General features: G+C 38.8%; 7 protein-coding genes and 1 pseudogene. 6 read left to right on the forward strand and 2 right to left on the reverse strand.

Translation table 11 applies throughout. The annotated features are described in order from the left end of the window. Window positions 1–53 precede the first annotated feature (53 nt). Window positions 54–524, reverse strand: a complete 471-nt coding sequence (locus AB4274_RS20355) for a hypothetical protein (protein WP_372113044.1) — start codon at window positions 522–524, stop codon at window positions 54–56. 312 nt (window positions 525–836) lie between these two features. Here AB4274_RS20355 and AB4274_RS20360 point away from each other — a divergent pair. The 5 genes and pseudogenes from AB4274_RS20360 to AB4274_RS20380 all read left to right on the forward strand — a co-directional run. Next, window positions 837–1,106 (forward strand): annotated as a pseudogene (locus AB4274_RS20360) (carboxypeptidase M32); the annotation flags it as partial. A 461-nt stretch (window positions 1,107–1,567) separates the two neighbouring features. Continuing rightward, the gene (locus AB4274_RS20365) at window positions 1,568–2,773 is read left to right on the forward strand and encodes a DUF1611 domain-containing protein (RefSeq protein WP_108085955.1); all 1,206 of its coding nucleotides are present in this window, start codon (window positions 1,568–1,570) and stop codon (window positions 2,771–2,773) included. Continuing rightward, window positions 2,770–3,906, forward strand: coding sequence for an alanine/ornithine racemase family PLP-dependent enzyme (locus AB4274_RS20370; protein ID WP_372113046.1), 1,137 nt, complete (start codon window positions 2,770–2,772; stop codon window positions 3,904–3,906). Before AB4274_RS20365 ends, AB4274_RS20370 begins: the two co-directional genes overlap by 4 nt. Then, entirely contained in the window at window positions 3,863–4,228 is a 366-nt protein-coding gene (gene gspS2, locus AB4274_RS20375; protein WP_016788065.1) for a type II secretion system pilot lipoprotein GspS-beta, read from the forward strand. Before AB4274_RS20370 ends, gspS2 begins: the two co-directional genes overlap by 44 nt. Further along, on the forward strand, window positions 4,229–4,459 hold the full coding sequence (locus AB4274_RS20380) for a hypothetical protein (RefSeq protein ID WP_065584872.1): 231 nt from the start codon (window positions 4,229–4,231) through the stop codon (window positions 4,457–4,459). A gap of 164 nt (window positions 4,460–4,623) precedes the next feature. On the opposite strand, the gene AB4274_RS20385 is transcribed toward AB4274_RS20380, so the two are convergent. Further along, window positions 4,624–5,220 carry a tyrosine-type recombinase/integrase gene (locus AB4274_RS20385; RefSeq protein ID WP_016792302.1) on the reverse strand — a complete coding sequence of 199 codons (597 nt, stop codon included), beginning with the start codon at window positions 5,218–5,220 and terminating at the stop codon, window positions 4,624–4,626. 1,218 nt (window positions 5,221–6,438) lie between these two features. Between AB4274_RS20385 and AB4274_RS20390 the strand changes: the two genes are divergently transcribed. Then, window positions 6,439–6,912, forward strand: coding sequence for a GNAT family N-acetyltransferase (locus tag AB4274_RS20390; protein WP_004734802.1), 474 nt, complete (start codon window positions 6,439–6,441; stop codon window positions 6,910–6,912). Window positions 6,913–7,159 lie beyond the last annotated feature (247 nt).

The raw sequence follows: 7,159 nt of genomic DNA on the forward strand, positions 1-7,159 counted from the left end.
GCTTAAGGTTCTGTCTATGACATAGGGCTAGCAAAATTCAGTTTCTCACTACACTAAAGAGCTTTTAAGCTCGTTGTTCTTGCTTGATTGTAGGCGCTAGTAAAGTTTTTTGCGGAGAACAATATAGTTTCAATACTGATAACCTGACTTACTTTTAACAAATTCAATATGTATTGGTGTCCTCTGTCGGATACAGGATAAATAACTGCTCTGCCTTCACTTATACAAATAGATTTCATGTTTACTGGTTGCGCTTCATTTATAGTTTTTTCATCAGCAAAAACGCTAGCAACAAAATTTCTCTCTCCATTTTTATCCCCTTTACGAGAACAAGTATCTGTAGCAGAAATCACTCGAACATAGCTCTGCCCATCAACAAAAAAAACTTGGGCAGCTGCGTTGTAAAGCATGGATTCTACGAATAACTTATCTTTCGTAACTGTCCATTGCTCTGTATTAGAATAATTCCACTCTGCAACAGCATGTAGAGGCATCAATAATAAAATAAATAATATTTTTAACATGTTTGTTTTTTACTCGTTTAGAATTTTTGCTTGGATACGACTTGTATCCTTAATTCTCTATCAATTTTACTTGGTGATGTTGGCAATCAAAAGTAAAAAATGAAAGAAAATGCGTATAAAGTTGCCGAAAGGAAAATAACTAAAAAAAGCCTGCTCAGTACCCCATTCGGGTAGCTTCAGATAAAATAAAATCATATTTTTGGAATCCGCAGGCTATTCGTTCTAAGACGTTTAATGGGGCATTTCTGAGTTAATTCGCCCCGCTAGCAAGAATTTGGACAGCCGCAACTACCTTAAAATGCAGGTCACATCCTCCACTGGACAGATGGAAGTTTTGGCTACTTCCCACCTTACAAATTAGGTGCGATGTACGCGGCTCAGTTCATGGCTTCAATGAAGAAAACAGTGGATGTGAACTCAGTGATTGAAAGCGGTGACCTATCCCCTATCTTCAATTGGTTAGAATCGAACATTTGGAGCAAAGGCAGCCTGCTTACTACTGATGATTTGGTGAAAGGCGCAACCGGTGAAACCTTGAATGCGCAATACTTCAAAGATCATTTGAGAAGTCGTTACCTTTAATGGAATAAATCGATAGAGGCTGATCAGTTTATTGATTCAGCCTTTTTAATCACATTTTCAAAACATACTTAGATTGATTTGAAGGTTTTATCCCTTCATCGAACTTAACAATCACGGAAGATTCTGGTACCTACTAGCACGAAATTGGACAAAAACGCGTTAAACTCAAAACTCTAATTCACTTAACTAATATTAGAAAAAGTATCTTGAAACCTTAAAGCTGAGAGGTTGATACGGCGACGTTGAACAATGAGTCTTAGATCTCTAATCAATCACGTTAGTATGGGTGAAGCCTGAAAGTGATAGACTTAGAAAGCGTATTAATAATAATCAACAAAAGTCTGGTGAGTGTGTTACCTTGGTTGTTATCCCTACCGCTTAGTGGGGACTTCTTTTCTTTTCCGAACTCACATCTCGGCACTCCTTAGTTGCCCTCCTAAGCCTCACCGCAGGCTTTAATTATGTCCATTTCAACCCAAAAGTTAAGAAACATCTTCAAACTCACTAGAATTGAAAATGTAGAAATCAACAACGATGTACCCCATTTCGCACCTTGGTTACCACTTGCTCAGAAAGTAAAACCTGTCATCCCTTCTGCGATTATATATTGCGAAGGTAATTTTGGTAAAATTGATGGTAAAACCGCTAATGGGTTAGTGAGACATTCGTTAAGCTATCGTATTCTATCGGTTATTGATAGTGAGTCTGCTGGCTTAGATGCTGGTGAAGTTCTTGATAACAAAGCCAATGGAATACCTATCCTTGCTAATGCTGAAGAAGCTATCATTCACGCAGAAAGCATTCCTGATTACTTCATTTTTGGCATTGCGCCATCAAGTGGCTTTTTATCTGACTTAGATAAAAGCATAATTTTAAATGCCATGTCACTAGGAATGAACATCGTAAATGGCTTACATGAATTCCTAACCGATGATCCTCTATTTTTAGAAGCCAGCTTAAAGAATAACGTTCGAATATTCGATACTCGCAAACCCAAAAATAAAGGCGATCTGAAAACGTTTATCGGGAAAATACACAACGTTAAATGTCCGAGAATTGCTGTCATGGGGACGGATTGCGCGCTAGGAAAACGAACAACAGCAACAATATTAACGAATGAACTGACTAAAAAAGGCCTTAACGTCGTTCTGATTGCCACCGGTCAAACAGGCATTATGCAAGGCGCACAATACTGCGTTGCACTCGATGCTGTTCCTTCACAATTTTGTGCCGGTGAGTTGGAATCTGTCATTGTACAGGCCTATGAAAAAGAAAACCCGGATCTGATTATTATTGAAGGGCAAGGAGCCTTGAGTCACCCTGCGTTTTCAACCAGCGCTTTTATCTTACGTGGCAGCTGTCCAACGGGTGTGATACTGCAACATGCCCCTAAACGTTTATATCGTAGTGATTTTCCTGATTGCCCAATGCCTTCGATTGCCTCAGAAATCAATCTTATCGAAACGTTTTCTAATACCAATGTTATTGGACTAACACTGAATCATGAAGATATGTCGTTGGATGAAACACGCAGTGTGATAGACAGTTACACTACCGAATTTGGTCTACCTGTTACTGATGTCTTGTCACAACCTGTCGAACATCTGTTGCACATCGTAACGTCAGCTTTCCCTATAATAGAAAGTAAACTGGCCGAAAAAGGGTGAACTACCCTAGGTTAGACATCGATTGTGGGAAAGTTCACCATAACGCTCAATTCCTGATTACTCAGCTCTCACTGAAAAATATATCCGTTACGCCTGTAACAAAAGCCTTCCTCGGTCACCCTATCATCGCACAAGTTCTTATTGATGCTGGCGCACCAATGTTAGCCGATTCAAGAATCGAAAATCTTCAAAAGATGACTGAATCTGGCATTGCTATCCCTAAAATGCTGATACGTACACCCATGCTCAGTCAAGTGGCGAGCATAATAAAATACAGTGATATGAGTTTAAACTCTGAAGTTGAAGTGATTCAGAGGCTTTCACATGCAGCGGAACAACAAAATTGTCGTCACGATATTATTATTATGGTTGAGCTTGGCGATCTCAGAGAAGGTGTGATGCCTAATCGCGTTATTGATTTTATCCGTGAGATTATTTCTTTACCAAACATCACGATAAAAGGAATTGGTACGAATTTAGCTTGTCGGTATGGTGTCGCTCCAGATGATAAAAATATGAATATTCTTTCTGATCTTGCCGATGGAATTGAAGCTACATTTGGGGTCAGTCTAGAAATTATTTCAGGGGGTAATTCTGCTTCAGTTAACTGGGCTCTTCAGAGAACAGGCTTAACTCGAGTCAATAACCTTCGTATAGGAGAAGCAATTTTTTTAGGCTGTGAGCCTTTAGAGCACGAAAATATCAAAGGCTTACATACGGATGCGGTTTCTTTGACCGCTGAAGTGATTGAATCCAAAATTAAACCGACTTTGCCTTGGGGAAGTCGGGGGTTAAATGCTTTTGGTGAAAAAGAAAACCTTCAAGATAGAGGGGAGGTATCGCAAGCTATTCTGGCATTAGGCCGCCAAGATGTTTGTGTCGGCGGGCTTAAGGCTCCGAATGGGATTAAGATCATGTCTTCAACTAGCGATCACCTTGTCCTTGAATCCTCACAGAAACCACTACTTGTAGGGGAAAAAGTCACATTCAGTTTAGATTACAGTGCGCTCTTATCTTCTATGTCTTCACGTTATATCCATAAATATTTTAAGGCACCTAAAGGGAGAAGAAAGGAAGAAGGAGCGCATAATGCTACGAACAACTGTAATTCTCTTCGTCAGTGTCATGCTTAACGGTTGTCAGATAAGCCCAATAAAATCTAATGGACTTGCCGATTATAGAGCGACAGTTATTTCAAGCCAACTTCCACAAGAGTTAGGCTCAATCACACTCGTAAATGCACAGTCAGAGGGCGATAGTGTCACTCTTGTTTTCGTAAAAAAGAAAACTTTGAATATGGACCGATTAGTAGAAAAAGTCGCCGTTAGTTTTTGTGACAACATCGAAATAAGACCACTATTAGAGAGTGGGATCTCCTATCGAATCATTACCTTAGGAAAAAATGAGAAAGTAGAAAGCCTTAACGTCATTTCTCTAGCTAAGTGCTCTAATTGAATGCTTAGCAGTCGAATGGATAAAAGCCAATACGAGTTGTTCAATGTACTCAATGACACTATTTTATTGAGGTTTGACCGCCTTACGCCTTGGGAAAAAAACTTTATCACAGAGTTACACCATAAGGTCGTAACTAGACAACTCATTTCAATTAAACAAAAACAGCTTGCTTTAAGAATTTCAATGAAAGCCTATAAATCAAAGAAGAAAAACGCGCGTTCCAACGTTTAATTTAAGCTTGTGTATACCTAATCTGTTTAAGGCCATCTAAACCTTGGACAGATTAGTAGTATTTGCACTTAATGTATTGAAAATAATCAAGTGTAGCGGTGAATGGGTAACAACTTTCAGCGTAATAGCAATTGAAACACCTAAGTATTTAGGTTCCTTTTCGATTAACACTCAGTACCTTCTGAAAGCAACAATGCATCTTCTAATTCAACCCCAAGATAGCGGATTGTATTATCTACCTTGGTATGACCAAGTAGTAGCTGCACCGCTCGGATATTTTTCGTTTTTGCGTAGACTAACGTCGCTTTTGTTCGCCTCATCGAGTGAGTGCCATACAAGTTAGGATCCAACCCCAGATTAGAAGCCCATCTCCTCACTAAGTATCGATAGTACGAATAGCTAATCGGTTGTTGCTTTCGCCTTTGGCTTGGGAAAATAAAATTGCTGTCATGTAGCGAAGCCATCAAAATCCATTTCATTAGACTCTGTTGAGTTCTTGTCGTTATCTCAAATTGAACTTCAATATCTGTTTTGCGCTGGATATGCTTAACGCGGTTAAATATCCTATCTTGCGAAGATACATCGCAAACTCTGAGAACGAGCAAATCACTTGCTCTAAGTTTGCTATCAATAGCTAAGTTGAGCAACGCAAGCTGCATCAAATTATTTTCAATTTCTAATCTGGTTCTGATCCGCCAAATTTCCTCAAGCCGAAAAGGCTTTTTGACGCCACTTCGTTTCGTTTTGTTGAAAACTACCATGATGACCTCCTTTTTAATTTGGTCATCACGATTGTAGTTGGAAGGAAATGGACAAAAGCGTGTCAGTGATTTTACTAATTTAGTAAACAATGAATTACTACAAGTATATAAAGTCGTTTAATCAACTTCCATGAGTGATGTCAATCTGAGTGATATGTCGGCCAAGCACAGCATTTTTGTGAATCGTTGTATTTTTATCACAGGTTTATCCAATACAGTCCCGCTTTAGACGTAAGAAGCTACGCTGCTATCAATTCATTAGGAGCAACATCTTATGACTATTAGATAAAACCGACATTAACGTTGAACTTTATGAAAACAATACATCAAGGTTTGAACTGGCAACTTAATAAATACGCTTTCATTATGTAATGATTTTACTTACAAAGTCATACTGTCATAGACAAAAGATTCCGCAATAATACGTCAAATGGTATGAGTTAAAACTTATATGGCGGTTCGTATCATTGGTGTTAAGTTTGGCTACACCAATTACGCAAACTAAAAAAATAGTGCAGAAAAGCTTTCGATAACATTAGCTTCAATATTCCAGGGCTGTGTCTATTTTTGCATTGCGATTGGCCATCTTCGATAACATCAAGATGTGGCCTACACTAAAACTTAAGGGTAACCAGCACTCTTTCTTTAACGCTTACCGAACTAGTTGTCCAAATTTAAACAAGTGGACTCGATATGAGAGCAAGTGCGCCTAATGAGAGAGCACTCGTCAATGGAATGAACGTCAGTGTTGAATGCAAAGGCGATAAGATATTGGCCACCATTTTAGCTGATAAGTGATATACAAAATGTAGCTGGCTGAGAACACATTAAAGTTATCTTTAATCACACTCGTCAGCATTCTATCAGGGAGTTTGTTTTGGGTTTTGTGACGGCACTATTGTAAAAATACTATACGTACCCTATTTTTGAATCATCGTGGGCAACGCTTGGAACTAATATTTCTGTCATGGGGGCAGGCAAAAAGGAAACAATAACTTCCATCATCGTTTTTAATTAAGACATACATATACCTTAATTAAAAAAATTGGCGCGTTCTAATATGCGCCAGATAAAGAGATCTATAAGATACTTGAAGAGTCTATGTTAAAAGACAGGAGCAAAAGCGACATTACCATTTTGATAACTCAAGATTAGCTTATCAAGATCCTTACATTGGCCAGTTACTTTTAATGAAACACCTACCCAAGGTAAATAAGCATGAATAAAATTAGCTTTTTAAAAATAAACAATACCATTATCAATGACATTATTGATCTCTCAGTGGAAGAGTCTCAAAAACAACTCATTGCTAACAACGCAGAGTGGCTTGCAGAAGCCAGTTTTAACGACGATAGTATCAACTATGGTATTTACTTAAACAATAAACCTGCGGGGCTAATCTCTCTGATTGACCCTAGAATACTGGACACACACGATGAACACTTTCAAAAGGAGCATTTATATGTATGGCGCGTCATGATTGACCATCGTTTCCAAGGAAAAGGATTGGGGAGTCAAGCGATTAACTTCAGTAAGAAATACGCTTCCATTACCGGTTTAAAAGGCGTCTCCCTGACCACGATGGATAAAGAAAAAGGCAATGCGCTCTCTATTTATCAAAAGCTTGGTTTTATACCAACGGGCAGAAGACTTGATGATGAAATTGAATTAATTTTTGGCTTAAAGGAATGAGTGGATAAACAAGTCAGATGGTGTGTCTGGGACGGCTATTTGGCCGCCTCATTTTATACTTCAACTGTAAAGGTATTGAAGAGTTCATTCAAAAACGCTGACCCCTCGTGCACTCTCACCTCCCCCCGGTCACAGAGTAACCAACAATCAAATTGACTCTTATTCAGTCTCCGTAACCTTTAAAGATCTTGAATCGCTTCGATGAGCTTTTTGACTGGAGTATGGTCTCAGGGCAAGATCATGAAAA

This window comes from Vibrio sp. 10N.261.55.A10 (assembly GCF_041470825.1).
Taxonomy (GTDB): domain Bacteria; phylum Pseudomonadota; class Gammaproteobacteria; order Enterobacterales; family Vibrionaceae; genus Vibrio; species Vibrio crassostreae_C.

What these genes read in the sequence shown, in the direction of transcription:
- AB4274_RS20355 (WP_372113044.1), bottom strand. Translation starts at nt 524, where the DNA reads ATGTTAAAAATATTATTTATTTTATTATTGATGCCTCTACATGCTGTT.
- AB4274_RS20365 (WP_108085955.1), top strand. Translation starts at nt 1,568, where the DNA reads ATGTCCATTTCAACCCAAAAGTTAAGAAACATCTTCAAACTCACTAGA.
- gspS2 (WP_016788065.1), top strand. Translation starts at nt 3,863, where the DNA reads ATGCTACGAACAACTGTAATTCTCTTCGTCAGTGTCATGCTTAACGGT.
- AB4274_RS20380 (WP_065584872.1), top strand. Translation starts at nt 4,229, where the DNA reads ATGCTTAGCAGTCGAATGGATAAAAGCCAATACGAGTTGTTCAATGTA.
- AB4274_RS20385 (WP_016792302.1), bottom strand. Translation starts at nt 5,220, where the DNA reads ATGGTAGTTTTCAACAAAACGAAACGAAGTGGCGTCAAAAAGCCTTTT.
- AB4274_RS20390 (WP_004734802.1), top strand. Translation starts at nt 6,439, where the DNA reads ATGAATAAAATTAGCTTTTTAAAAATAAACAATACCATTATCAATGAC.